The organism is Mycetohabitans sp. B8 (assembly GCF_021991875.1).
Classification (GTDB): Bacteria; Pseudomonadota; Gammaproteobacteria; order Burkholderiales; family Burkholderiaceae; genus Mycetohabitans.
Genome location: NZ_JAHLKR010000022.1, coordinates 15,686 through 37,729, shown reverse-complemented (window position 1 = coordinate 37,729; position 22,044 = coordinate 15,686). Strand labels below are relative to the sequence as shown.

Genomic DNA, 22,044 nt, shown 5'->3' with positions numbered 1-22,044 from the left:
CTTGGAGGCCAACATCGAACCAGATGACTTCGCGCCGCGCCTGATCGCGTGGCAGCGCACGCATGGGCGGCACGAGTTGCCGTGGCAGCGCAGCCGGGATCCGTATCGAGTCTGGCTGTCCGAGATCATGCTGCAACAGACGCAGGTCTCGACGGTGATTCCGTATTATTTGAAGTTTCTCGCACGCTTTCCTCACGTTCACGCATTGGCGGCTGCCGCGGCTGACGACGTGATGGCGCTATGGAGTGGATTAGGGTACTACACTCGCGCGCGCAACCTACACCGGTGCGCACAGGTCGTCGTCCAGCAGTATGGCGGCGCGTTCCCGCAAACCGTGGAGCAACTCGCGGCATTGCCGGGAATTGGCCGCTCGACGGCGGCGGCCATTGCCGCATTCTCGTTCGGCGTGCGCTCGCCGATTCTAGACGGTAATGTCAAGCGCGTGCTCGCGCGGATTTTCGGGATTGACGGCTTTCCGGGCGATAAGCGCGTGGAGACCGCGATGTGGGCGCTAGCTGAGTCGTTGTTGCCGGCGGCCGATGACGCATCCAATGACGCATCCGATGACGTACGTCAGCGCGAGGGCGCACCGGTCGAACCCATTGTGGCGTATACGCAAGGACTGATGGACCTGGGGGCGACGCTGTGCGTACGCAGCCGGCCCGATTGTGGTCGCTGCCCGTTCGCGCACGCGTGCGTGGCCAATCTGACGGGCCGGCAACGTGAGTTGCCGGCGGCGAGGCCCAGGAAGGCTGTGCCAACGCGCCGCACGATGATGCTGGTGCTGCGCAGTGCCGATCAGGTGCTGCTCGAGAAACGCCCGCCGTTGGGTATCTGGGGCGGGCTCTGGAGCTTGCCCGAGGCGCCGGACGTGGACGGGCTCGCCGCGCGCGCGGCGCAACTCAGTGGTGCGCCGGTCGTGCTGGCGCCGCTTGCCCCGCTAGCACACACGTTCACGCATTTTCGCCTCGAAATCGAGCCGCGGCTCGCGCAACTGGTGGACGAGCCGCGGGCCGCCGCGCGCGACGCGCACACGGCATGGGTGCGGCTGGATGCCATTGGCGACTATGGCCTGCCCGCGCCGGTGCGCAAGCTGCTCGATGCGCTGGACGGAACGTTGTTGTAGTCCGGGCTACAGCAGTTGGTGCTGCAGCATGTAGTGGTGCACGACGTCGATCCGCGCGCCGGCATCGAGGACTTCCATCAGTTTTTGCCGCGCGCGCGTGGAAATTGGCAGGACTTCGGCGAGCCGGTTGGATACCCAGCTTGGATCGTCGAATGCGTACGGCTCGATAAATGGCAGATGGCCCGGGTCGCGCTCGGACAGCGTGGCGACGATCCGCTCGAGCACCTCTGCACACGCGCCGAACTTCGCGACGCGCTCATCGCCGCTCAGCGGGCGGTCCTCGGGCAGCAACTGCACCTGGCCGCGCAGCAAGCCGTTGGTCTCGGTCCGATGCGACAACAACCGGAAGCGGCGCGTGCCTTGGGTGCGAATATGCATCAGGCCGAAACGCTCCACGTCGCAATCGACGATCTCGGCCAGGCAGCCGATCGATTCGGGCACCGGCGGATTGTCCGGCTGGATCACCTCGCTGCCGCTCTTGAGCAGGCATACGCCGAACGGCGCGTGGTCGCGCAGGCAGTCGCGGGTCATGTCCTGGTAGCGGGCCTCAAACACCTTCAACGGCAGCAGGCCACCCGGAAACAGCACCGTGCGCAACGGGAACAGAGGCAACTCGGCAAGGGTATCGGACGGGACGGTTGACATACGTTTCGTGCTCGGTTTGGCGCGGCTAGCCGGGCGCTCGGGCCGATGTGTTGGCAAACGGCGCGCTGCCACCGCGCGCGCCGGCGATCTCGCGATGCCGCACCAGCACGTTGGCGTCACTTGCGAAGCGCGCGGCGAGCGCCTCGGCAATGTAGACGGATCGATGCTGCCCGCCGGTGCAGCCGATCGCCACGGTCAGGTACGCGCGATTGTCGTCGCGAAAATGCGGCAACCACTTGGACAGGTACTCGGCGATATCCTCGATCATTGTGCCGACCAGCGGCGTGGCGGCAAGAAAGTCGATCACCGGCTGATCGAGCCCCGTCAGCGGCCGCAACTCTCGGTCGTAATAGGGATTGGGCAGGGTCCGCACGTCGAATACCAGATCGGCGTCCAGCGGAATGCCGCGCTTGAAGCCGAACGACTGGAACATCAGCGCGAGACCGGTCTGGTCGTGTTCGATGAACTGCTTGACCCAGGCGCGCAGCGTGTTCGCGCGCAGGCTGCTGGTGTCGATGTGGTGCCCGAATTCCGCCAGATTGGCCACCAACTCGCGTTCGTGCTCGATTGCATCGGCCAGCGAAGCCTGCGTGCCATCGGACGTGCCGTCCGCCATTGACGCGGACAGCGGGTGCTTGCGGCGTGTCTCGGAGAACCGCTGGATCAGTGATTGCGTGCTCGCGTTCAAGAACAGCACGCGAACGTCGTGGGTGCGGCCCAGTGCACGGATAATTTCCGGCATTTCGTCCAGCGAGCGCGCCGAGCGCGCGTCGATCGCGACGCCGAGCCGCGCCTGGCCCTGCCGGGACAGGAACGCCACGAGTTCCGGCAGGAACCGTGGCGGCAGGTTGTCGACGCAATAGTAGCCGGCATCCTCGAGCGCCGCGAGCGCCACCGATTTGCCCGACCCGGACATGCCGGTGATCAGGATGATTCGCATCGAGTCAGGGTTCATGCGTTTCATCATAGCAGCGCTGTGGCGCTTCGGGCCGCTTCAGGTCAGCTTGCCTGGAAATTGTCCGTCCGGGTCCTGCATCGCGAGCCGCTGGCGCTCCATGAAATCGCGCAACGTATCGATGCCGCGCAATTGCAGAATCGTGTTGCGCACGGCGGCTTCGACCAGTACGGCGAGGTTGCGGCCGGCTGCCACCTGGATCGTGACCTTGCTAATCGGCAAACCCAGCACGTCAACCGTCTGGCTTTCTAGCGGCAGGCGTTGAAATTCGCCGTCGGGGCGGCGGACCAACTGCACGATTAGCTTGAGCTTCATCTTTCGACGCACCGCGGTTTCGCCGAAAATCGTCTTGATGTCGAGCAGCCCGAGGCCGCGTACCTCCAGCAGGTTCTGCAGCAGCGGCGGGCAGCGGCCCTCGACGAAATCTGGGCCAAGCCGCACGAAGTCGACCGCATCGTCCGCAACCAGCCCGTGGCCGCGGCTGATGAGCTCCAGCCCCAGTTCGCTCTTGCCCAGCCCCGAGTCGCCGGTCAACAGCACCCCCATGCCGAGGATGTCGAGGAACACGCCGTGCAGCGTTGCGCGCGGCGCAAGGATACGTGACATGTACAGCCGCAGGCTGTCGATCACGGCGGCGGCGGACATCGGCGTGGTGAACAGCGGCGTCGAGGAGCGCGTGCAACGAAGCACCAACTCTGGCGGTGCCGCTACGCCGCCAGCCACGACCAGGAACGGCGGTTCAAGGGCGATGAGCTCGGCCATGTTGCGCGAGCGGTCCTCATCGCTTTGCCGCTGGTAGTAGTTGACCTCGGCTTCGCCCAGCACCTGGATCCGATTCGGATGGATCAGGTTCAAGTGGCCGACCAGATCGGCGCTGGAGGTCGCATTGGCAACGGTTTCCGTCGAGAAACCGCGGTCCCAACCTTCGTGACCCGTTAGCCAACTTAGCTTAAGCGAAGCGGCGTTGTCATCGAAGATGCTTTGCGCGTTGATGCTGGACGTATCCATAGTGGCCTTCTCGGGTTGCGTCGCGCGGCGCTGCTCCGTGCGGTGCGCATGCGCCTGAGTCCATTGTGTTGGAAGCGCACGCGTCGCGGGATTAGGGTTGCCACTGAGTCAGCAGTTGGTGCAGCGCGTCACGGTCCGGCTCGGTGGACAGACTCTCGCGCGCGTGTCGGTCCGACAACAGTTGTGCGATCTCGGACAGGATTTCGAGATGTTGCTGCGTCGCTTGTTCTGGCACAAGCAAGAAGATCAGCAATTGGACCGGTTGCCCGTCCGGCGACTCGAACGGAATGGGTTCGGTCAGCCGCACGAATGCCGCCAGCGGCTGCTTCAGCCCTTTGATGCGCCCATGTGGGATCGCCACGCCTTCGCCGAGACCGGTCGAGCCGAGCCGTTCGCGCGCAAACAGGTTATCGGTGACGACGCCGCGGGCAATGCCGTTTTGATTTTCAAAGATTAGGCCGGCTTGTTCGAAAACCCGCTTCTTGCTGGTCACGGACAGACCCAGCACAACATTCTCGATTGGCAGAATTTTAGCTAGACGATTCATAGGGACAGGCGAAAAGCAGTTGTATCGCGCACGGGCTGTCGGCCAGCACCGGGGGCCGCGCGACGACTCACGGCAGACGCTTTTCGGCTGATAATTTTATAGGTGGCAAAGATGGTAACCAAAATATTATAGATCAGGCGAGTTGCGCATGGTGCAACGCGCAAACGCGGGTTCACTCCATGCAATACAACGCACGCGTGTAATGAAAAAGCCGCCTGGCGCGGGCGGCTTTGCCAACGCGGAGCCGATCCGCGCTCAGGATGCCGGTTGCTCGGGAACCGGCACGTATTTGATCGCCTCGTGCTGGTGGCCTTGCAGCCGGTCCTTGTAACGCAATACCTGACGGTCGAGTTTGTCGATCAGCATGTCGATTGCCGCGTACAGGTCGCCATTCGCGCTCTCGACAAAGATGTCCTTGCCCTTCAGGTGCAGGTTGACCTCCACCCTTTGCCGTTTTTCCTTTTCCTTGTGATTGTCCACGGCTAGTAGCACAGTACCATCGATCACCTGGTCAAAATGCCTGAGCACGCGTTCGAGCTTCGCGACCACATAATCGCGCAGGGCGGGCGTGACGTCCAGGTGGTGTCCACTGATCTTCAAATTCATAGCTGCCTCTCCGTGCTCAATAGCCGCTAGCGCAAAGGCATGATCCGGTGCCGCTCGAGCCTCGGCCCGCTTGTGGCGTGCACCCCGTCGTGACGAAAAGGAGTGGCGGGCCAATATCGGCCGGCTCCTGACCATATCCTATCCAAGCGTCGCGGCCGGTCAACGCCCACCGCAACATGCAGTAGGCTTACAACGACTTACGCATGCTAACAGCCGGAATCTTCAGCGCTTCGCGATATTTCGCCACGGTTCGGCGTGCGACCACGAAGCCCTGTTCGGCCAGCAGTTCAGCGATGCGGCTGTCTGAAAGCGGTGATTTCGGGTCTTCGGCTCCTATCAGTTGCTTGATGAGCGCGCGGATCGCGGTGGATGATGCCACGCCCCCGGTGTCGGTCGACACGTGTGAGCCAAAGAAGTACTTGAACTCGAGCGTCCCGAAGGGCGTCAGCATGTACTTCCCGGTCGTCACCCGCGATACGGTCGACTCGTGCAAGCCCAGCGTATCAGCAATTTCTCGTAAAACCAAGGGGCGCATCGCGATCTCGCCATGCATGAAAAAATTGCGTTGACGCTCGACGATCGCTTGTGCGACGCGCAAAATCGTGTCGAATCGTTGCTGGATGTTCTTGATCAGCCAGCGCGCTTCTTGCAGTTGCTGGCGCAACGAACCACTGCTCGGGTCGCCCCGGTTGCTACGCAGGATGTTTGCGTATAAGTGGTTGACCCGCAGCCGCGGCACGACTTCGGGGTTCAACTCCGCTTGCCATCCCTGCGAGGTTTTCTTCACGATGATGTCCGGCACCACGTAGTCGGCCTCGGCCTTGCCGTACGCGGCGCCGGGGAACGGCTCGAGCGAGCGGATCAGCGCGTGCGCGTCGCGCAGCGCGTCGTCGCTGGCTTTCAGGTGCTTGCGCAGGCGCGTGAAGTCGCGCGCCGCCAGCAACTCCAAGTAGTTCGACACGATTTCCAGCGCCAGCGTGCGCGTGGCGCTCGGCTCTAGCCGCAACAATTGCAGCTTCAGGCATTCGGATGCCGAGCGCGCCCCGACCCCAGCTGGATCGAAGCTGTGCAGCAGCGCGAGCGCTGCGTTCAGTTCATCGGCGTCAACCTCGAGCTCGGCCGGCAAATCGGCGAGGATTTCGTCGCAGCTCGCACTCAGATAGCCATCGTCGTCCAGCGACTCGATTAGAAACGTGACCAGCGCGCGGTCGCGCGGGCTAGCTTGGGTCAGACGCAACTGCGCGCCTAAATGCTCGCGCAGGCTGACCGTGGATTCGTGAAGCTGCAGCGGCGGCATGTCATCGTCGTCGGAGGCGACACCGGAACGCACATAGTCGTCCAGGTTCCACGACGCCGTGTCGGTGCCGTTGTCGCTGCTCATGCCGTTGTATTCATCAATGGCGGCCGGCTCCGCGCTTTGCGCGCGCTCACCGTTCGCGCCGCCGGGCACCAGTGTCGGCGCCTCGGCCATGCCGGTGGGCAGCGCGCTGCCTTGCGACGGCACCAGTGAGCCGTCCGCGGCGACCCGCAACGGGCTCGCGATCCAATCGTCCTCGTTCTCCAGCAAAGGATTCTGCGAGATCGCCGTGGCGACCTCCTGCTGCAATTCGAGCGTCGACAGCTGCAGTAGCCGGATCGACTGCTGCAATTGCGGAGTCAGCGCCAAATGCTGTGATAGACGGAGTTGAAGGCTTGCTTTCATGGCAAATCGCTTTTCATTGTAGACAGTTTGCCACGTTGGCGGAACCTTGAGGAAACACGTTGGCCCGTTTTGTGCATGGTGGGTCGAGTCGGCGCGTGCGAGCCAACCGCTGGCACGGCGGCGTCGCTAAATCTGCGCTGGCTGGAGCGGGAGTGCGCTCCAGTGAAGGCACTACATACGAAAATGCTCGCCCAGGTACACGCGGCGTACGTTCTCGTTCGCGATGATTTCCTTGGGCGCGCCGGCCGCAAGCACGCTGCCATCGCTGATAATGTACGCGTGGTCGCAGATGCCGAGCGTCTCGCGCACGTTATGATCCGTGATCAACACGCCGATGCCGCGCTCTTTCAAAAAACGCACGATCTTCTGGATTTCCAGCACGGCGATCGGGTCCACGCCGGCAAACGGTTCGTCCAGCAGGATAAAGCTGGGGCGAGTGGCGAGTGCGCGCGCGATCTCGACACGGCGGCGCTCGCCGCCGGACAGCGACATCGCCGGATTGTCGCGCAAGTGCGCGATTTGCAACTCCTCGAGCAACGCGTCGGCGCGTGCCGATACCGCTTGCTTGGACAGCGGCTTGTCATGCTCGTCCCGTTGCAACTCTAGCACCGCGCGGATGTTCTCGTTGACGGACAGCTTGCGGAATACCGACGCCTCCTGCGGCAGATAGGACAACCCCATCCGGGCGCGCTTGTGGATCGGCAGCAAGCTGATCGACGTGCCGTCGAGCATGATCTCCCCGCCATCGAGCGGCACCAGTCCGACGATCATATAGAATGAGGTCGTCTTGCCGGCGCCGTTCGGTCCGAGCAGCCCAACCACTTCACCGCTTTTCACGTCGAGCGACACGTCTTTGACGACGGTGCGCGCGCCGTAACGCTTGCGCAAGTTGCGCACCGACAGCGTGCTGGCCGCAGCCGGGATAGGCACGGGGGGAACCGATGTGTTCATGGCTGCGACGTTCGTTGCGGCGTCGTGGATGGGGTCAGCGTCACGTCGCTGGCGGGTTGGAGCAGCGCGCCGCCCCCCGTGCTGGGCGTGAGCATCGCGCGCACGCGGCCGCTCGGATTGCCCGGTCCCGCGACATCCTTGCCCGACTGGGCGGTGTAAAAGTCCTTTTGGCCATCGTAGGTGATCACGCTGCCGCGCACTTCATCGACGAGCTTAGATAACCCCCGCAGGCGTCGCACGACGGCGCGCGTGGTCAAAGTCGTTAGGTCCTGCTTGCCATCGTAGTCGATGCGCGCCGCGTTGCCCTCGATGTATTCGTCCATGCCGTCGCGCTTCTGCCGGAAATATGACAGCGTGCTGCCGTTGCTGGTGCCGGTGGCGTGCTGGTAGCCTTGCGGGTCCTGCTTGACGTCTATGCGGTCCGCCCGGATTAGGATCGTGCCCTTGGTCGCGACGACGTGGCCGGTGAAGACCGTCAGTTGCTTTAGGTCGTCGTACGTCATGTTGTCCGCTTCGATGTTCAGCGGCTTGTCGCGGTCCGCGCGCTCGGCGTGCGCGACGCACAGCGACAGCGCAAGCGGCAGCGCGACGGCCAGCGTCGACACGATCCGCCCGCCTGCCATGCGGGCGCGGCTCGCCCCGGCGCAGCGCTTCGAATGTAGCGTGCGCGCGGGCATGGGGCGGTCAAACATTGGGTTCATGCGCGTCGTGCGAGAAAGAGGTGCCCGTCATTGATCGAACGGTCCGCCCGCCGCTGTGTCGGACGCGGCAATCATGCCGTGTACCTGGCCGAGCAGACGCATTTCCCGGGTCACGTTATTGTAGATCATGCCATTGGCCGTCATCTGGGACAGGCCGCGCAGCAGTTTAACCGGCTTTTCGGTTTCGATGATGTCGTCGTTGGCCAGCACACGGAAGTGCTCGGAGTCGGCTTGCATCCGCGGATCGGTCAAACCCGCGTCGCGCACGATGTGCGCGTCGTCGTACAGGTCCACGATCGAGCCGTCCGCATTGATGACAGCGCGCTTGCCGGTGGCCGTGACGACCGGCTGGCCCGGCGTGAACGCGCGGATTGCCGGCAGCGTCGCGTGCGTCGCCGCATCGTCCTCGTAGTGGACCATCGACGCGGCCGCGATCCGGTACTGCGTCACGCCACTTTCGTCCAGCATTGAGATCGAAAACTGGTCGGCGAAATAGTCCGGCGTATGCGCTTTGTCTGCCGATACCATCTGCGCCGGGCGCGGCAGCGTGTTTTGCAGCAGCCAGTACGTGCCGGCGGCGAGCACCGCCATGATCACGAGCGGCAACCAGGCGGACAGGCGCATCTCACGCATCGCTTAGCCTGCGCACGCCGCCGCGAGCAGACCGTCATACCGGCCCTGCGCGTGCAGCAGTGTATCGATGACCTCGCGAGCGGCGCCGTGACCGCCGCGTGCGGTGGCGATCCAGTGCGCGCGACTGCGTACCTCGGAGTGCGCGTTTGCCGGCGCGGCGGCGAAACCGACGCGCAGCATGACCGCCAGATCGGGCCAGTCGTCGCCCATGTATCCGCATTCGTTGGCGGTGACGCCGGCGGCAGCCCGTAACTTGTCGAACGCAGCGAACTTGTCGCTGATTCCCTGGTACAGGTATGACACGTGGAGCTCGCGCGCGCGCAATTCGACGATCCTCGAATTGCGCCCGGTGATAATCGCGGTCGCGACGCCGGCCTGCTCGAGCAGCTTCAACCCATGGCCGTCCATCGAGTTGAAGCCCTTCATTGCATCGCCGTCCGGCGTGAAGTACAACGTGCCGTCGGTTAGTACGCCGTCCACGTCGAAGATCATCAGCTTGACGCGCGCGGCGCGTTCGATTGCGGTCAGGGCCATGCTCGGATCAGATGACTTTGGCGGAGAAAAGGTCGTGCGTGTTCAGCGCGCCGATCAGCGTGCCATCGGCGTCGGCGACTAGCATCTGGTTGATGCGGAATCGCTCCATCAGTTCCACGGCCTCCACCGCTAGCTGTCCGGCGCTGATCGTGCGCGGCTTGCGTGTCATCACGTCGGTGATCGGTAGGCCAAAGATGTCGCCCTTGTGCTCGAGCACGCGGCGCAAATCGCCATCGGTGAAGATGCCCTCCACGCGCGAATCCCCGTCCACGATCGCGGTCATGCCCAGCCGTTTCGCGGTGATCTCAAACAACGCGTCCCGCACCGTCGCGGACAGCGTCACGCGCGGCACCTCGTCGCCGGTGCGCATCACGTCGCGCACATAGGTCAGCAGGCGCCGGCCCAACGCGCCGCCCGGATGCGAGCGCGCGAAATCGTCAGCGGAAAAGCCGCGCGCGTCGAGCACTGCTACCGCCAGCGCATCGCCCAGCGCGAGCGTGGCTGTGGTGCTGGCCGTGGGCGCGAGGTTCAGCGGGCACGCCTCCTTCTCCACGCGCGCATTCAAGTGCACGTCGGCCAGCTTGGCCAAGCTCGATTCCGGCCGTCCGGTCACCGCGATCAATTTTGCGCCGAGCCGCTTGATGAGTGGCAGGATCGCAACCAGTTCCTCCGATTCGCCGGAGTTGGACAAACCGATGAACACGTCGTCGGCGGTGACCATGCCCAGGTCGCCGTGGCTCGCCTCGGCCGGATGCACGAAGAACGCGGGTGTGCCGGTGCTCGCCAGCGTGGCCGCCAGCTTGCGTGCAATATGGCCTGATTTGCCGATGCCGGAGACCACCACGCGCCCCTTGCAGGCCAGCAACATTTCCACGGCGACGACAAATTCGCCGTTCAGGCGCGTACTCAGGCTCCGGATGGCCTCTGCCTCGATGTCGAGCACGTGCTGCGCCAGGTGCAAAGCCCGGGCGCCATTGATTTTCGCTATCATGCGCGGAGTATAGCAAACGCGCATTAGGCTCGCGGCGCACCCAGCGGCGCGGTTTTCGAAGCGTTGATGGCGCTATCGTGTGTGCACCGGCCGTGACTGCTCGGCTTTGCGCACGTTGATGCCGACTACTGAAAGGACCGACGCAAGGGCCTGCATGACATCGCCGCTCGCACTCACGCTTTTTCTGTTGCTGGCCGCGGTGGCCGGAGTCGTGATCTTTCGCATGCTGAACCTGCCGCCCATGCTCGGCTACTTGAGCGTGGGTATGCTCATCGGTCCTCATGCGCTAGGCATTGCAAGCGATTCGGAGCGGGTGCAGTACCTGGCCGAATTCGGCGTGGTGTTCCTCATGTTCTCGATTGGGCTGGAGTTCTCAATCGCCAAGCTGCGCTCGATGCGCATGATCGTGTTTGGGTTAGGCCTGTCGCAGGTATTGGCCACGATCGTGTTGGCCGTGCTCGCCGGCCTGGCCACGCGCGCCTGGCTGCACCTGAGTTGGCAGGCGAGCGTTGCGCTCGGCGGTACGCTGGCGATGTCCTCGACTGCGATCGTCAGCAAGCTGCTCGCTGAACGGCTCGAGCTCGAGTCCGCGCACGGGCGCAACATCTTCGGCATCCTGTTGTTCCAGGACCTGGCCGTGGTGCCGCTGCTGCTCGTGATCGGCGCGCTCGGGGCCGATCCGAAGGAATTGGCGATCGGGCTCGCACTGGCCGCGATCAAGACCGCTGTGGTGCTCACGATCTTGTTGCTTGTCGGACAGCGGTTCATGACTCGCTGGTTCAACGTGGTGGTCCGGCGGCGCTCGCAGGAACTGTTCATGCTGAACTTGCTGTTGATGACGCTGGGCGCCGCGTTCATCACCGAGAAGTTCGGGTTGTCACTGGCGCTCGGTGCGTTCATTGCCGGCATGCTGATCTCCGAGACGCCGTATCGGCATCAGGTAGAGGAGGACATCAAGCCGTTTCGCGACGTGCTGCTGGGCTTGTTCTTCATCACCACCGGCATGTTGTTCGACCCGCGGGTGCTATGGCAGCACCCGCTGATGGTGATGTTATTTCTGGTCGCTGCGCTGCTGCTTAAGGCGGCGCTGATCACCGGCCTGGCTCGCCTGTTCGGCGCGATGCCCGGCGTGGCGATGCGCACCGGGCTCGCGCTCGCGCAGGCCGGCGAGTTCGGTTTCGTGCTGCTGAACTTGGTCCGCGAGCAACGCCTGATTTCGCACGAGTTGATGCAAGTGATCCTGGCGGCGATGTTGCTGTCGATGCTGGCGGCGCCGTTCGTCATCGATGCGATGGACCGGATCGTGCTGCGTCTGTCTTCGACCGAGTGGATGATGCAGTCACTGCAGATGACGCGCATCGTGACGCAGAGCATCCAGCAGCAGGAGCACGTGATCATCTGCGGCTACGGGCGCAGCGGGCAGAACCTGGCACGGATGCTCGAGCACGAGGGCCTGTCGTATGTCGCGCTGGATCTGGATCCGGACCGCGTGAGCGCCGCGGCCACGGCAGGCGAGCAGGTCGTGTTCGGCGACGCGGGGCGCCGGGAATCACTGCTGGCCGCGGGTATCCATCGGGCGGTGGCGCTCGCGATCACCTATGCGGATACGCCGTCGGCGCTGAAGGTGCTACATAACGTACATGAGTTGGAGCCCACCCTGCCGGTGATCGTGCGCACGGTGGACGACGCCGACTTAGACAAGTTGCTGGCCGCGGGCGCGACCGAGGTGATCCCGGAGATTGTGGAAGGCAGTTTGATGCTCGCATCGCATACGCTGGTGCTGGCCGGCGTGCCGATGCGCCGCGTGCTGCGCCGCGTCGAGGACTTGCGCGACAAGCGCTACAGCCTGTTGCGCGGCTATTTCCACGGCGCGGACGACCTAGATGAGGACGGCATCGAGCAGGTGAGGCTACAATCGGTGCCGATCGAAGAGCGTGCCGACGCGGTCGGCCGGAGCCTGGATGAGCTCGGGTTGTTCGAAATGGGCATCGAGGTTACCGCGATCCGCCGGCATGGTATACGGGGTGTCGAACCCGATCGCGACACGAAACTGCGCGCGCGTGACATCGTCGTGCTGCGCGGCTTGCCCGACGCGCTCGCGCTGGCCCAGGAGCGGCTGCTGCGCGCGCGGCGTGGTGCGGCAACGCAGCGGGCCTAGCGCGGCACGCAGCCGAATGACGTCCGAATGAACCCGGCGCGGGCTGACCCCCGGCGTCCGATCCGCAATGGAGACCACCATGCAAGAGCACGCTGCACCGCCACCGGCGGTGTTGACCGACCCTGCCGCCTATATCCGTCAGCATATCCGTACCGTGCCCGACTGGCCGCGGCCTGGCGTGCAATTTCGCGATATCACGCCGCTGCTGCAGGACGCGAAATGTCTGCGGGTATTGGTCGACCTGTTCGTGCAGCGCTATATTGACCAGCGGCTAGACTATATCGTAGGGCTGGATGCGCGCGGATTCATCGTCGGACCGATCCTCGCCTACGAGTTGAACGTGGGCTTCATTCCGATCCGCAAGAAAGGTAAGCTGCCGTTCACGACCGTGTCAGCGTCCTACTCGCTCGAGTATGGGGAGGCGACGGTCGAAGTCCATGCGGATGCATGCCGCCCGGGCGAGCGCCTTGTGCTCATCGACGACTTGATTGCCACGGGCGGCACGATGATGGCTGGGCGCGCGCTGCTGGAGCGGCTCGGTGCAAGCGTTGTCGAGTGCGCGGCGATCATCGATCTGCCCGGGCTGGGAGGCTCGACGCTGCTGCGTAATGCTGGGGCGCCACTCTATACCGTGTGCACGTTTTGAGCCGCTGCGTTGCGCAGTTGAAGACGCGGTAGAATCGTCGGTTTTACGCGCAAAGGGCATCGGCGATGACTTGGGGCTGCATTGACGCCGCGCGCCGTTTCCGGCGCGATCAGCATCTGCGATTCGTGATCGGCGGGCAGCCGGTCGGCTGGATCCGCGCGGGCGACGTGCGTTGGCTCACGCACTGGCCGGACGTGTTCACCATCAGCGAGTATTGCGTCGTGCTGGCCGATGCATTCGATACCGTCCAGGCGCGCAGCGCCGCACTGAGTTCGGTTATTGGTGCGCTGGCCGCGCACGGCCTGATTCGCGGATGGCGCAACGAGACCTATGCGATTCGCAATGCATTTGATGACCCGCCGCTCGCATTCATCGAACGCGCGGCGTCGCGGTTCTTTGGCACGACGACATACGCCGTCCATCTGAATGGCGTGGTGGGGGCCCCCGAGCGCGAAGCGCTGCCGCCGCGCCTCGGCGGCGGCGCCTCGCCGGTTGCGCCACGCGCCGCGCACGGTGAGCCGTATTTCTGGATCGCGCGCCGCAGCGACACGAAGCCGACCCATCCCGGCATGCTCGACAACCTGGTTGGCGGCGGAATCGGCTGGGGGCTGCCGGTGTTCGACACGCTGGTGAAGGAAGCGTACGAAGAATCCGGCATCGACGCGTTGCTCGCGCGTACGGCCAGCGCGGGGCGTATGATTCACGTTTTGCAGGAAATCGACGAGGGCACGAAGGCCGAGCAATTGTTCATCTATGATCTGCTGCTGCCCGACGATTTCGCGCCGCGCAATACCGACGGGGAAGTCGCCGAGCATCGACTGGTGTCGCGCGCGCAATTGCTTGACGTGGTTCGCGCTGGCCGGATGACCGTCGATGCGAGCCTGGCGACACTCGATTGCCTATTGCGCCGCGGCTGGCTTGATTCCCTCGAATGCGGCGATTTCGACCTACTGTTGCAGGCGCCCGGCGATTGAGTGCCGTTGCATCGGCTGGTACCGGCAGACCTGTCCCACCACATTACCCGGTGACGCGTTAAACAAGAGGTTATGGCATGGCCACCGAACACAGTTTCATTCTCAAACTCGCCTGCGCCGACCGGCCGGGCATCGTGCATGCGGTGTCTGGATTTTTGTTCGAGCGAGGCAGCAATATCCTAGATTCCGCGCAGTTTGGCGACAGCCGCACCGGCGAGTTCTTTATGCGCGTGCACTTCCAGCAGGTGGGCGGCGATCCGGGTCTACACGCGCTGCGTGCTAGTTTCGCGACGCTGGCCGAGCAGTTTGGCATGCGCTGGGAATTGCACGATGCGAATGTGAAGCCGCGCGTGATGATCATGGTGTCCAAGATCGGCCATTGTCTGAACGACCTGTTGTTCCGTTACCGCACCGGCCAGCTTGCGATCGAGATCCCGGTGATCGTGTCAAACCACCAGGACTTTTACCAGCTTGCGGCGAGTTACAACATCCCGTTTCACCATCTACCGCTGGCCGATGGCACGCCGCAGGCCAAGGCGGCACAGGAATCCCGCGTCCTGGAGTTGGTCGAGCGCCACAGCGTGGACCTCGTCGTGCTGGCGCGTTACATGCAAATTCTGTCGGGTGAGCTGTGCGAGAAGCTGGTCGGCCGGGCCATCAATATCCATCATTCGTTCCTGCCTAGCTTTAAAGGGGCGAAACCGTACTACCAGGCATTCGATCGCGGCGTGAAGCTGATCGGCGCCACCGCGCACTACGTGACCACCGATCTGGATGAAGGTCCGATCATCGAGCAGGAAGTCGAGCGTGTCGACCATAGCATGACGCCTGACGAACTGACGGCTGTGGGCCGGGACGTCGAATGCGTGACCCTTGCGCGGGCGGTGAAATGGCACGTCGAGCATCGCATCGTGCTCAACGGCACGAAGACCGTAGTATTCCGCTGACTCAGCGTAGCGTCCACGCACGTTCAACACGCCGGTGCTGTGGCGGGGCGCGGACGCTGGCCAACGCGTCGTACACCGTGGGCGGGCTTGACGCGGCGGCGTGCGCTCAAATCAGCTTGGAGAGCACCAACTCACGCTTGATGTAGGCATAGAAGATCGGCGCCGCGATGACGCCAAGCAGCCCAAACGCCGCTTCCATTACCAGCATCGCGATCAGGAGTTCCCACGCCTTGGCCTCGATCTCGCCACCGACGATACGCGCGTTCAGGAAATACTCAAGCTTGTGGATCACGACCAGGAATGCGAGTGACGAAATCGCGACGCCGATCCCGGAAGCCAGCGAGATCAGCACGATCACGGTGTTCGAGATCAGGTTGCCGACCACCGGCAACAGGCCGACTACGAACGTGAAGATGACCAACGTCTTGGATAGTGGCAGCTGCGAATGGAACAGCGGCAGTGCGACAAGCAGGTAGAGGCCGGTGAAGAACGCATTGACCGCTGAAATCTTGACCTGCGCAAACACGATCCGCCGAAACGCGTCGGCGAAGCGCGACACCCGCGTGACCAGTGCCTCGGACAGCGGTGCGCGAGTTGTGTGATGGTGCGCGCCGACGGCCACGATCGCACCAAGGATCATGCCGAGCAGCACGTGCGCGATGCCGCGCATCGCCGTCTTGCCGCCCTCCTGCAGTTGTGTCGCGTGCGAGTGCAGCAAGACAGTAATCTTCGATTCGATCTCGGCGGCGTTGCTCGGCAGATACGTCAACGCCCAATCCGGAAGTCGCGCACGCTCCCGATCGAAGAACCGCATCACCTGCTCAAACAGCGCCTGCACGCTGGTGACATGCTTTTCTAGATGCTGCGCGATGCCCAGCGAGATGCCGGTGAAGACGGCGACCACCGCGCAGGCGACGAACACGACCGCGAACCATCGCGCGCGCTGGCTGGACAGATGACGCTCCAGGCGCGGCGCGATCTGGTGCACGACCTGATAGACGAGTAGCCCCGCGAGCAGCGTGCCGAGCAGCTTCAGTTGGATGACCAGCACCATCGCGGCGATCATGAACAGGTAGCTGGCGATATCCACCGGCGTGAGCCGGGGTAATGACGGATGGCCCGGTGGATTCACGTTGCGCGCCGGAAGCGGCCGCACCGGACGCGGCCCCTGCGTCGAGCCGCGTCCGTCGCCGCCATTGCTCGGGCGCGCCGCTTCATATTCTGTTGCCATCCCCAATCCTCGTTACGACTATTTCTGCGCACGTGCGTCGGCGCCGTGTAGCGCATGTGTCAGGCCCGCGTCTGGTGTGTGCCGAGCAGGGGCGCTAGGTACTTGCCGGTAAAGCTTGCCTTCAATTGTGCCACGTGTTCTGGCGTGCCCTGCGCGATGATCTGACCACCGCCGGCGCCACCCTCCGGCCCGAGGTCGATGACCCAATCCGCCGTCTTGATCACGTCAAGATTATGCTCGATGATGACAACCGTATTGCCATGATCGCGCAATCGGTGAATGACTTCTAGCAACAGCGCGATATCGTGGAAGTGCAGGCCCGTCGTCGGCTCATCTAGGATATAAAGCGTGCGACCGGTGTCGCGCTTGCTCAGTTCCAGCGACAGCTTGATTCGTTGTGCTTCGCCGCCGGACAATGTGGTCGCGGACTGACCCAGCCGGATGTAGCCGAGCCCCACGTCGAGCAGCGTCTTGAGCTTGCGCGCCACCACCGGCACCGCGCGGAAGAACGCATACGCGTGCTCGACCGTCATGTCGAGCACGTCGCTGATGCTGCAGCCCTTGTACTGGATTTCGAGCGTTTCCCGGTTGTACCGCTTGCCGTGGCACACGTCGCATAGCACGTAGACATCGGGCAAAAAGTGCATCTCCACCTTCAGCACGCCGTCGCCCTGGCACGACTCGCAGCGCCCGCCCTTGACGTTGAACGAAAAGCGTCCCGGATCATAGCCGCGCTCCTTGGCCGCCGGCACGCCGGCGAATAACTCCCGGATCGGCGTGAACAGGCCGGTGTAGGTGGCCGGGTTCGAGCGCGGTGTACGGCCGATCGGCGACTGGTCGACGTTGATGACCTTGTCGAAATGCTCCAGTCCGTCGATGGCCTCGTGCGGGGCGGGTTCGGTCGCTGAGCCGTACAGATGGTGCGCGACCGCATGGTACAGCGTGTCGTTGATTAGCGTGGACTTGCCTGAGCCCGATACACCGGTCACGCAGGTGAGCAGACCCACCGGCAGATCCAGCGTCACGTGCTTCAGGTTGTTGCCGCAGGCTTGCACGATCCGCAGCCGGCGCTCGTCCGGTGCGCGCCGCTGCTGCGGCACCGCAATCCGCCGCGCGCCGCAAAGATACTGGCCGGTGACCGAGGCAGCGTCGTTCTCGATCTGCTGCGGCGTGCCGCACGCAACCACTCTGCCGCCGTGCTCGCCGGCGCCCGGGCCCATGTCCACGACGTAATCGGCCATCCGGATCATGTCCTCGTCGTGCTCCACGACGAGGACCGAGTTGCCTAGATCGCGCAGGTGCTTCAATGTCGCGATTAACCGGTCGTTATCGCGCTGATGCAGTCCGATCGACGGCTCGTCGAGCACATACATCACGCCGGTTAGGCCCGAGCCGATCTGCGACGCGAGGCGGATGCGCTGCGCTTCGCCGCCGGACAGCGTGTCCGCGCTGCGCTCCAGCGACAGGTAATCGAGTCCGACATTGTTCAAAAACATGAGGCGCGCGACGATTTCCTTGATCACCTTGTCGGCAATTTCGCGCTTGGCGCCGTCCAGCCTCAGCGTCTGGAAGTAACCTAGTGCATCGCGCAGCGGCCAGCCGCTCACCTCGAAGATCGCCCGCGCGTGGCCGTCGGAGCCGATCTTCACATGGCGCGCCTCACGCCGCAGCCGGGTGCCCTCACATGCGGGACACGCCTGGTTGTTCTGGTATTTGGCCAATTCTTCGCGCACCGCCGCCGAATCGGTTTCCCGGTAGCGGCGCTCCAAATTGCGGATAATGCCTTCGAACGGATGTTCGCGTACCGACGCGCGGCCGCGCTCGTTCATGTACGAGAATGGGATGACCTGTTCGCCGGAACCGTACAGCACGGCCTTGCGCACCGCCTCGGGCAGGTCCTCGAACGCTGTTTCGATGTCGAACTCGTAGAATGCCGCTAGGCTTTGCAGCATCTGGAAATAGAACTGGTTGCGCCGGTCCCAGCCCTTCACTGCGCCGGCGGCCAGCGACAGCGACGGATGCGCGACCACCCGCTTCGGGTCGAAGAAGGTGATCTGCCCCAGGCCGTCGCATTCCGGGCATGCGCCCATTGGATTGTTGAATGAGAATAGCCGCGGCTCGAGTTCCTGCAGTGAGTAGGAGCAGACCGGGCACGCGAACTTCGAGCTAAACAGATGCTCGGTGTTGCTGTCCATCTCTAGCGCGATCGCGCGAGCGTCGGCGAGCCGCAGCGCGGTCTCAAACGACTCCGCGAGCCGCTGCTTCATGTCTGGACGCACTTTGAGCCGGTCCACGACGACGTCGATCGTATGTTTGTCGTTCTTTTTTAGCTTGGGCAGCGCGTCGACGTCATAGATTTGCGCGGCCCCTTCGTGCGCGGTGCCGCCGCCAGAGCGCACCCGGAAGCGGATGAAGCCCTGCGCCTGCATCTGCTCGAACAGCTCGGCGTGCTCGCCCTTGCGATTGACCACGACCGGCGCGAGAATCATCAGCCTCGTGTCCTCGGGCAGTGCCAGCGCGGCGTCGACCATCTGCGACACGCTTTGTGCCTGCAGTGCGATGTCATGATCCGGGCAGTACGGCGTGCCCACCCGTGCGTACAATAGTCGCAGGTAATCGTGGATTTCGGTGACGGTGCCGACCGTGGAGCGCGGGTTGTGCGACGTTGCCTTCTGCTCGATCGAGATGGCCGGCGACAGCCCCTCGATCAGGTCGACATCCGGCTTTTCCATCAACTGCAGGAACTGCCGCGCATACGCGGACAGGCTCTCGACGTAGCGTCGCTGTCCCTCCGCGTACAGCGTGTCAAAGGCGAGCGACGACTTGCCGGAACCCGACAACCCTGTAACCACGATCAGCTTGTGGCGCGGCAGATCAAGGTGGACGTTTTTCAGGTTGTGGGTGCGGGCCCCACGGATGCGGATCTCTTCCATTGAGCGATGGTGCCGGCTTCGCTGGCGTTGCTGCCAAACCTGCTACTATAACGACTTTTCCTCACCGCCGTACCAGCGCCCAACGGGCAGTTCTGACACCCGGTCAGGGTGCATGAATGGACGGGAATTCATCTCGATGTCCACGTCGTCCGCTTCTTCTTCCCGAATGAGTGCGCCGGAGTTGCGCGCGACCGTCTCACTCGCGTCGGTTTTCGCGTTGCGCATGCTCGGTTTGTTCATGATCATGCCGGTGTTCTCCGTCTATGCCCACACAATCCCGGGCGGCGACGACACGGTGCTCGTCGGTATCGCGTTGGGCATCTACGGCGTGACGCAGGCGGCGTTGTATATTTTCTACGGATGGTTGTCCGACCGCATCGGGCGCAAGCCGGTGATCGTCGCCGGGTTGGCGATCTTCGCGCTCGGGGCCGCGGTGGCCGCGCTCGCGGACACTATCCACTGGATCATCGCCGGCCGCGCGCTGCAGGGCGCAGGTGCGATCTCGTCGGCCGTGCTCGCGCTGATTGCCGACCTGACCAGCGAGCATCATCGCACGAAGGCAATGGCGATGGTCGGCGGCAGTATTGGCGTCTCGTTTGCGGTGGCCATTGTCGGTGCGCCGGTGCTGTATGCGGTGATTGGCATGAGCGGGTTGTTCGCGGCGATCGGCGTACTGTCGGTGTTGGCGATTGCAGTGGTGCTGTGGATCGTGCCTGATCCGGCGTCACCGCCGGTCCACGTCAAGGCGCCGTTCGCTGAGGTGCTGCATCACCGCGAACTGCTGCGGATGAACTTCGGCGTGTTCGCGCTACACGCGACGCAGACCGCGCTGTTCGTCGTCGTGCCGCGGATTCTGGTCGGCGCCGGGCTGCCGGTCGCGTCGCACTGGAAGATCTATCTGCCGGTCATGGCATTGGCGTTCGTGTTGATGGTGCCGGCGATTATTGCGGCCGAGAAGCGGGGCCGGATGAAGGCCGTGATGCTCTCGGGCATCGTCGCTATCCTGATCGGCCAGCTTGCGCTGTCCCAGGCCAGCCATGCGATGATCGCGGTGGCGGCTATCTTGCTCGTCTACTTTACCGGCTTCAACGTGCTCGAAGCGTCGCAGCCGTCGATGGTATCGAAGCTCGCGCCGGGTACCCGCAAGGGCGCCGCGATGGGCGTCTACAACACGACGCAGGCGCTCGGGCTCGCGCTGGGTGGCGTGATGGGGGGCTGGCTGCTCAAGTTGCATGGCGATGCGTCAGTATTCCTGGCCTGTTCCGTGCTGGTGTTCACGTGGCTTATAATCGCGGCCCCGATGAAGGTGCCGCCGCCTGCGGGCAGCCGCGGCGCGCATTGACCGCACATCCGACGCCTCGTGTAACGCGTATCGAACCAAACTGGAGAAAGGCATATGGCATCCGTCAACAAAGTGATTCTCGTCGGCAATCTCGGCGCCGACCCGGAAACGCGCTACCTGCCAAGCGGCGATGCAGTGACCAACATTCGACTGGCCACGACGGACCGGTACAAGGACAAGGCATCGGGCGAATTTAAGGAACTGACCGAGTGGCACCGCGTGGTGTTCTTCGGCCGCTTGGCGGAGATCGCAGCCGAATACCTGAAGAAGGGCTCGCCAGTGTACGTCGAAGGGCGTATCCGCACCCGCAAATGGCAGGATCAGAGCGGCCAAGACCGTTACTCGACCGAAATCGTCGCGGACAGCATGCAGATGTTGGGCGGCCGTGGCGGCTCGGGCGGTGGTGGCGGCGGCTCAGGCGGCGGCGATGACTTTGGCGGCGGCGCGTCGGGCGGCTCTTCGCGAGGCGAAGGCGGCGGCGCTGGGGGGACACGTGGCTCGGGTGGCGCACGCCAGGGTGCAGGCGGTGGGGCGAACCGGCCCAGCGCGCCTGCCGGCGGCGGGTTCGATGAGATGGACGACGATATTCCGTTCTGAAGGTTATCTTTTTCCTCTGTAAATAAAGGCCTGCGCCCCCGTGGTGGCAGGCTTTTTATTTACAGCTTTTTGCGCGTTGCGTATCTTATCGGCGAACGCGTTACCTTTTGACAGGTCAATAATGGCGGCCCGATAAACCGTCGAATGCGTGGTCATTGAGTCGGTGAGCGCTTTCCGCTATTCCTTGGCCCAACGCGCATGCTGTCGTTTGATGTCGCCGCGTTCACCCTCAGCTCGTTCCGCCAGGTCAACGCCGCCAGTGCAATCAGTCAGTGGAACCGGGAGATCACGCGCACGCGTAACCGTCAGCGCTTTCCTTCAGCAGTTCTGGGTTCGCGCGCTCCAAACCCCTCTTGCAGCGCGTGTCACCCACGCACCGTGTCCCCGTGGCGCGCGAACTGCTCAAAAGCACGAAGGACCGAACGAAACGCTGTCGAAGTAGATACGGCAGTGTGCGCTGCGCTTGCCCGAGAACGGCGATGAATTTCATAAAGCCGCATCCTTTTCTTGCTCTATGTATTTCCTCAAGTAGCACCCCGAAAGTGTCGCTAACTTCTCGGGGTCGGCTCAGCCGGGCATGCTCCCGACGAACTGAGCTTCGTGCGCGCATTGCATACGATCCAGTACGAAATGACATGGGCAGCGGTGACGCGCTCGTATGGCAAGCTCCCAGCGCTGCTCGCGCGCCTGCGCGAACGGCTCAAGCAGCTTTCCAACGAAAAACGGCCCGGGCGCAGTTGCACTCTGGCCGTCAAGTCCAGACCTTTTCGCTACACCGTTCGGTACCCGACCCGGGACCTTAACTGAACGGCATTAG

At 63.5% G+C, this 22,044-nt stretch carries 22 protein-coding genes and 1 pseudogene; 8 read left to right on the top strand and 15 right to left on the bottom strand.

From position 1 onward, the window contains the following. The first annotated feature begins 1 nt into the window (after window position 1). Complete coding sequence (gene mutY / locus KQH60_RS13340; RefSeq protein ID WP_237576913.1) at window positions 2-1,126, top strand: A/G-specific adenine glycosylase; 1,125 nt, start codon at window positions 2-4, stop codon at window positions 1,124-1,126. 6 nt (window positions 1,127-1,132) lie between these two features. On the opposite strand, the gene KQH60_RS13335 is transcribed toward mutY, so the two are convergent. The 11 genes from KQH60_RS13335 to kdsD form a co-directional block, all read right to left on the bottom strand. Further along, complete coding sequence (locus KQH60_RS13335) at window positions 1,133-1,771, bottom strand: LON peptidase substrate-binding domain-containing protein (RefSeq protein WP_237576912.1); 639 nt, start codon at window positions 1,769-1,771, stop codon at window positions 1,133-1,135. Between the two features lie 25 nt (window positions 1,772-1,796). Then, on the bottom strand, window positions 1,797-2,711 hold the full coding sequence (rapZ, locus tag KQH60_RS13330) for an RNase adapter RapZ (protein ID WP_237576974.1): 915 nt from the start codon (window positions 2,709-2,711) through the stop codon (window positions 1,797-1,799). Between the two features lie 54 nt (window positions 2,712-2,765). Continuing rightward, window positions 2,766-3,734 carry an HPr(Ser) kinase/phosphatase gene (hprK, locus tag KQH60_RS13325; RefSeq protein WP_237576911.1) on the bottom strand — a complete coding sequence of 323 codons (969 nt, stop codon included), beginning with the start codon at window positions 3,732-3,734 and terminating at the stop codon, window positions 2,766-2,768. A gap of 91 nt (window positions 3,735-3,825) precedes the next feature. Beyond that, a complete protein-coding gene (ptsN, locus tag KQH60_RS13320; protein WP_237576910.1) occupies window positions 3,826-4,281 on the bottom strand; it encodes a PTS IIA-like nitrogen regulatory protein PtsN in 456 nt (151 codons plus the stop codon). A 255-nt stretch (window positions 4,282-4,536) separates the two neighbouring features. Further along, complete coding sequence (gene raiA, locus KQH60_RS13315) at window positions 4,537-4,887, bottom strand: ribosome-associated translation inhibitor RaiA (protein WP_237576909.1); 351 nt, start codon at window positions 4,885-4,887, stop codon at window positions 4,537-4,539. Window positions 4,888-5,074: 187 nt separating this feature from the next. Then, window positions 5,075-6,589, bottom strand: coding sequence for an RNA polymerase factor sigma-54 (locus tag KQH60_RS13310; RefSeq protein WP_237576908.1), 1,515 nt, complete (start codon window positions 6,587-6,589; stop codon window positions 5,075-5,077). A gap of 171 nt (window positions 6,590-6,760) precedes the next feature. After that, window positions 6,761-7,540 (bottom strand): LPS export ABC transporter ATP-binding protein, encoded by a 780-nt coding sequence (gene lptB / locus KQH60_RS13305; RefSeq protein WP_237576907.1) that lies wholly within the window; start codon window positions 7,538-7,540, stop codon window positions 6,761-6,763. After that, window positions 7,537-8,163 (bottom strand): lipopolysaccharide transport periplasmic protein LptA, encoded by a 627-nt coding sequence (gene lptA / locus KQH60_RS13300; RefSeq protein ID WP_237576973.1) that lies wholly within the window; start codon window positions 8,161-8,163, stop codon window positions 7,537-7,539. Before lptA ends, lptB begins: the two co-directional genes overlap by 4 nt. A gap of 105 nt (window positions 8,164-8,268) precedes the next feature. After that, window positions 8,269-8,874 carry an LPS export ABC transporter periplasmic protein LptC gene (gene lptC / locus KQH60_RS13295; RefSeq protein WP_237576906.1) on the bottom strand — a complete coding sequence of 202 codons (606 nt, stop codon included), beginning with the start codon at window positions 8,872-8,874 and terminating at the stop codon, window positions 8,269-8,271. Window positions 8,875-8,877: 3 nt separating this feature from the next. Further along, complete coding sequence (locus tag KQH60_RS13290) at window positions 8,878-9,408, bottom strand: HAD family hydrolase (RefSeq protein ID WP_237576905.1); 531 nt, start codon at window positions 9,406-9,408, stop codon at window positions 8,878-8,880. A gap of 7 nt (window positions 9,409-9,415) precedes the next feature. Then, on the bottom strand, window positions 9,416-10,399 hold the full coding sequence (gene kdsD, locus KQH60_RS13285) for an arabinose 5-phosphate isomerase KdsD (protein WP_237576904.1): 984 nt from the start codon (window positions 10,397-10,399) through the stop codon (window positions 9,416-9,418). A 154-nt stretch (window positions 10,400-10,553) separates the two neighbouring features. Here kdsD and KQH60_RS13280 point away from each other — a divergent pair, with 154 nt between their 5' ends. The 4 genes from KQH60_RS13280 (at window position 10,554) to purU (ending at window position 15,124) form a co-directional block, all read left to right on the top strand. After that, a complete protein-coding gene (locus tag KQH60_RS13280; protein WP_237576903.1) occupies window positions 10,554-12,557 on the top strand; it encodes a monovalent cation:proton antiporter family protein in 2,004 nt (667 codons plus the stop codon). Between the two features lie 79 nt (window positions 12,558-12,636). Then, window positions 12,637-13,203 carry an adenine phosphoribosyltransferase gene (locus tag KQH60_RS13275; protein WP_237576902.1) on the top strand — a complete coding sequence of 189 codons (567 nt, stop codon included), beginning with the start codon at window positions 12,637-12,639 and terminating at the stop codon, window positions 13,201-13,203. A 65-nt stretch (window positions 13,204-13,268) separates the two neighbouring features. Further along, window positions 13,269-14,177, top strand: coding sequence for a DUF4743 domain-containing protein (locus KQH60_RS13270; RefSeq protein WP_237576901.1), 909 nt, complete (start codon window positions 13,269-13,271; stop codon window positions 14,175-14,177). A gap of 77 nt (window positions 14,178-14,254) precedes the next feature. Continuing rightward, entirely contained in the window at window positions 14,255-15,124 is an 870-nt protein-coding gene (gene purU, locus KQH60_RS13265) for a formyltetrahydrofolate deformylase (RefSeq protein ID WP_237576900.1), read from the top strand. Window positions 15,125-15,230: 106 nt separating this feature from the next. On the opposite strand, the gene KQH60_RS13260 is transcribed toward purU, so the two are convergent. The 3 genes from KQH60_RS13260 to KQH60_RS13250 form a co-directional block, all read right to left on the bottom strand. Further along, window positions 15,231-16,190 (bottom strand): AI-2E family transporter, encoded by a 960-nt coding sequence (locus tag KQH60_RS13260; protein ID WP_237576972.1) that lies wholly within the window; start codon window positions 16,188-16,190, stop codon window positions 15,231-15,233. Between the two features lie 224 nt (window positions 16,191-16,414). Continuing rightward, window positions 16,415-19,288 carry an excinuclease ABC subunit UvrA gene (gene uvrA / locus KQH60_RS13255; protein WP_237576899.1) on the bottom strand — a complete coding sequence of 958 codons (2,874 nt, stop codon included), beginning with the start codon at window positions 19,286-19,288 and terminating at the stop codon, window positions 16,415-16,417. A gap of 45 nt (window positions 19,289-19,333) precedes the next feature. Further along, window positions 19,334-19,528: a hypothetical protein gene (locus KQH60_RS13250; protein ID WP_237576989.1), complete on the bottom strand. Its 195-nt coding sequence runs from the start codon at window positions 19,526-19,528 to the stop codon at window positions 19,334-19,336. Between KQH60_RS13250 and KQH60_RS13245 the strand changes: the two genes are divergently transcribed. Both KQH60_RS13245 and KQH60_RS13240 read left to right on the top strand, forming a co-directional pair. Further along, on the top strand, window positions 19,455-20,630 hold the full coding sequence (locus KQH60_RS13245) for an MFS transporter (protein ID WP_237576971.1): 1,176 nt from the start codon (window positions 19,455-19,457) through the stop codon (window positions 20,628-20,630). The genes KQH60_RS13250 and KQH60_RS13245 overlap by 74 nt on opposite strands. Before the next feature lie 54 nt (window positions 20,631-20,684). Continuing rightward, window positions 20,685-21,227, top strand: coding sequence for a single-stranded DNA-binding protein (locus KQH60_RS13240; protein ID WP_237576898.1), 543 nt, complete (start codon window positions 20,685-20,687; stop codon window positions 21,225-21,227). A gap of 3 nt (window positions 21,228-21,230) precedes the next feature. Here the strand turns inward: KQH60_RS13240 and KQH60_RS13235 are convergent, their stop codons facing one another. Then, the gene (locus KQH60_RS13235) at window positions 21,231-21,383 is read right to left on the bottom strand and encodes a hypothetical protein (protein ID WP_237576897.1); all 153 of its coding nucleotides are present in this window, start codon (window positions 21,381-21,383) and stop codon (window positions 21,231-21,233) included. Window positions 21,384-21,806: 423 nt separating this feature from the next. Here KQH60_RS13235 and KQH60_RS13230 point away from each other — a divergent pair. Beyond that, window positions 21,807-22,034 (top strand): annotated as a pseudogene (locus tag KQH60_RS13230) (DDE transposase); the annotation flags it as partial. Between the last annotated feature and the right edge of the window lie 10 nt (window positions 22,035-22,044).

Coding starts and splice junctions, on each gene's coding strand:
- KQH60_RS13335 (WP_237576912.1), bottom strand. CDS start 1,771: ATGTCAACCGTCCCGTCCGATACCCTTGCCGAGTTGCCTCTGTTCCCG.
- rapZ (WP_237576974.1), bottom strand. CDS start 2,711: ATGCGAATCATCCTGATCACCGGCATGTCCGGGTCGGGCAAATCGGTG.
- hprK (WP_237576911.1), bottom strand. CDS start 3,734: ATGGATACGTCCAGCATCAACGCGCAAAGCATCTTCGATGACAACGCC.
- ptsN (WP_237576910.1), bottom strand. CDS start 4,281: ATGAATCGTCTAGCTAAAATTCTGCCAATCGAGAATGTTGTGCTGGGT.
- raiA (WP_237576909.1), bottom strand. CDS start 4,887: ATGAATTTGAAGATCAGTGGACACCACCTGGACGTCACGCCCGCCCTG.
- KQH60_RS13310 (WP_237576908.1), bottom strand. CDS start 6,589: ATGAAAGCAAGCCTTCAACTCCGTCTATCACAGCATTTGGCGCTGACT.
- lptB (WP_237576907.1), bottom strand. CDS start 7,540: ATGAACACATCGGTTCCCCCCGTGCCTATCCCGGCTGCGGCCAGCACG.
- lptA (WP_237576973.1), bottom strand. CDS start 8,163: ATGGCAGGCGGGCGGATCGTGTCGACGCTGGCCGTCGCGCTGCCGCTT.
- lptC (WP_237576906.1), bottom strand. CDS start 8,874: ATGCGTGAGATGCGCCTGTCCGCCTGGTTGCCGCTCGTGATCATGGCG.
- KQH60_RS13290 (WP_237576905.1), bottom strand. CDS start 9,408: ATGGCCCTGACCGCAATCGAACGCGCCGCGCGCGTCAAGCTGATGATC.
- kdsD (WP_237576904.1), bottom strand. CDS start 10,399: ATGATAGCGAAAATCAATGGCGCCCGGGCTTTGCACCTGGCGCAGCAC.
- KQH60_RS13280 (WP_237576903.1), top strand. CDS start 10,554: ATGACATCGCCGCTCGCACTCACGCTTTTTCTGTTGCTGGCCGCGGTG.
- KQH60_RS13275 (WP_237576902.1), top strand. CDS start 12,637: ATGCAAGAGCACGCTGCACCGCCACCGGCGGTGTTGACCGACCCTGCC.
- KQH60_RS13270 (WP_237576901.1), top strand. CDS start 13,269: ATGACTTGGGGCTGCATTGACGCCGCGCGCCGTTTCCGGCGCGATCAG.
- purU (WP_237576900.1), top strand. CDS start 14,255: ATGGCCACCGAACACAGTTTCATTCTCAAACTCGCCTGCGCCGACCGG.
- KQH60_RS13260 (WP_237576972.1), bottom strand. CDS start 16,190: ATGATCGCCGCGATGGTGCTGGTCATCCAACTGAAGCTGCTCGGCACG.
- uvrA (WP_237576899.1), bottom strand. CDS start 19,288: ATGGAAGAGATCCGCATCCGTGGGGCCCGCACCCACAACCTGAAAAAC.
- KQH60_RS13245 (WP_237576971.1), top strand. CDS start 19,455: ATGAGTGCGCCGGAGTTGCGCGCGACCGTCTCACTCGCGTCGGTTTTC.
- KQH60_RS13250 (WP_237576989.1), bottom strand. CDS start 19,528: ATGAACAAACCGAGCATGCGCAACGCGAAAACCGACGCGAGTGAGACG.
- KQH60_RS13240 (WP_237576898.1), top strand. CDS start 20,685: ATGGCATCCGTCAACAAAGTGATTCTCGTCGGCAATCTCGGCGCCGAC.
- KQH60_RS13235 (WP_237576897.1), bottom strand. CDS start 21,383: ATGACCACGCATTCGACGGTTTATCGGGCCGCCATTATTGACCTGTCA.